Consider the following 2,609-nt stretch of genomic DNA (forward strand, 5'->3'; position numbering starts at 1 on the left):
TTTTGTTAAAGTGCTTCACTTCTCACTAAAATCAATCTCACTAAGATTCTTATTATAGAATACATTGTTATGAGACTTTATAAGTATACTACTCTAAGGCTTTCTCTGTAAAATATTACTTCTCTATAATATAAAATTTCGCCCTTGTCTGATGAGACAAGGGCGAAACTTCGCTTAAATTGTAATTTTGCATATTCTCTGGTGTTATTTTAATTTCAGAGTTATTCCACCACCTACTCCCCACTGACCTCCGGCACTGGTTGCTGATAGATTAGAACGAATCTTGCCATCTTCAGATGTATACCCTGCACCAATAGCAAAGGCAGATTGTCCACGCCAAAAACCGCCACCAAATGAAACACTCACAGATCCTGGGTCATCGAAGTAACGTAAGTTAGACACTGCCAAACCAATCGCCGCTGCTTGCCTTGCCTCTTTGCGCACATTCGTAATATCATAACTTAGTGCGTCAAACTTCATATCGGTATAGGATTTTGCCTCGTTAACACCATTACTGACTTGATCATCCGTATACTTTCTCGCATCATCAAGAGCAATCTTCATCTGCTTCTCAGTATAATCATGTAACTGACCACCATTCACTGCGTCCTTAGAGCCTTTTTTAATTTCGCCATCTTTAACATTAGCAATCAAAACAGGTTCACTGTCATCGACACCTTTTAGAGTGATTCTATTGATGTTCTTTCCGCTTTTTGTATCAACATCATAGCTAACCGCAAGATCCTCCTCGTCTATGTCATTCTCCTCCTCATCCATGTCATACTCATCTATAGAACGGGTTAATTTTCTCATAAAAGGAAAGCCTTCTGAAATAATATCCGAATGACCATCTTTTCCCAATTTAGGTTTTTCACCTATAGCAGCGCCATCCCTTATATCAATAATCTGATTATTCAAAGCTGTGAAAGCACTATTTACGCCAGCAAAGGCATCTGCAACATTATTATATTTTTTCTCACTCTCATTACCATCCTTATCAAAGACTTTAACTGTGAAAGTAGGACCTGACCATTGCCCCTCTTCATCATATCCAGCACCACCGCCAAAATAATTTGCAAATGCCTGAGTCATAAAATAAAGCTGGCTACCATTTACTGCTTCGGTCGACGTTTTCGTAAATGCACCACCCTTAACACCAGAGAGAACTCGTGGAGTATTAATATTGTTTCCAATATCTATTCTATCGCCACTTTTGCTTCCCCCAATGGTAATAAGCCCAGCGCTATTTTGCTTAATAAAACTATCGCCTGTCACACTTTCGATCTTTTTATTAAGATTTGTAAAAGAACTGCTTACACCAGAAAGCGCCTCCGCAACATTTCCATAGTGCGTTTCAGCTCCATTACCATTCTCATCAAAGACTTTAACTGTAGGAGCATTCCAGTTTCCCTCTTCATCATATCCAGCATCACCACTAAAATATCTCGCAACGACATTACTCATGGAATAAAGTTGAGAACCATTTATCGCATCAGTTGAGGTCGCTGTAATCAAACCAGCCTTAACACCGGAAAGAGTCCGTGCCGCATTATCAACGTTTGCAATGCTTACTTTAGTTCCTCTTACTTTTCTACCAATGGTAATAAGTCCTGCTGTATCTTGCGCAACAAGCTTATCACCCACCACATTTTTAATCTCTTTATTAATATTTACAAAAGAATCATTCACACCAGCAAAGGCATCTGCGACATTATTATATTTTTTCTTAGTCTCCTTACCATTTTTATCAAAGACATTAACTGTAAAAGTAGGAGCACTCCAATTCCCATCTTTATAGCTAGCACCACCGCCAAAAGACTTCGCAAACCCAGCGCCCAATTTATAAAGCTGAGAACCAGTGATTGCGTAATTCGATGTTGCGCTAACCACACCATCACGAATACCAGTAATAAACCGCGCCTCATGAGAATTATTTGCAACGTCTACTTTATAACCCCATTTATTTGCACCAATTGTAATAGTCCCTACTGCATCTTGCTTAACAATCATATCAGACAAGATTTTATCAATTTTATTATTAATTTCTCTCTGATATATCCCCCAAACATTTCCCCAACCCGCAAATGCATTATCAATGGCTGTTCCAATCTCAAACTTAATAGTCTTTCCTATATTAAATTTAAAATTGTTGAATTCATTCTTTACACCTCTGAATGCACTATCTACCCCTACAAAGGCAGATCCAACATCTCTATACACGTTACCGTCAATTACATAGGTTGGCGCAACACTTTTAAGTATATTTGCATTACCACCAAAATACTTCGCTACATTACCCCACGTATCACAAGCAGAAACAGGAGAAGCATTTAATAAAAAGACAGCTACTGACACTAATGAAAGCGTTTTAATAAAAGGTAATCCATGAGACGAGCAAGAATTTTTTACATTACTCACTGCTAACGTGTGTGGTGTGGTATATATTTTTTTCATAACAAATTCTCCAAGTAAGAAAAACATTAAAAAGACATATTCCGGTGCTATTAGGCTTCGGAGTTTGTTTTTTTTCTTGTTTTATAAAAGATTAGGGTTGCAATAATGAGGAAGAGGACTATCTAAGACCTCAATGATATTGTGGTTGGCGTTGA

1 protein-coding gene is annotated in these 2,609 nt (G+C 37.9%); it reads right to left on the reverse strand.

Going from position 1 to position 2,609, the window contains the following annotated elements:
- Positions 1-204: 204 nt before the first annotated feature.
- Entirely contained in the window at positions 205-2,454 is a 2,250-nt protein-coding gene (locus ACFIKH_RS08940) for a YadA-like family protein (protein WP_375671514.1), read from the reverse strand.
- Positions 2,455-2,609 lie beyond the last annotated feature (155 nt).

The organism is Bartonella sp. SD1336NMGDW (assembly GCF_042193565.1).
GTDB lineage: Bacteria > Pseudomonadota > Alphaproteobacteria > Rhizobiales > Rhizobiaceae > Bartonella > Bartonella grahamii.

Bases quoted from the DNA above. Each gene is read 5' to 3' on its own strand.
- ACFIKH_RS08940 (WP_375671514.1), bottom strand. From the start codon at position 2,454: ATGAAAAAAATATATACCACACCACACACGTTAGCAGTGAGTAATGTA.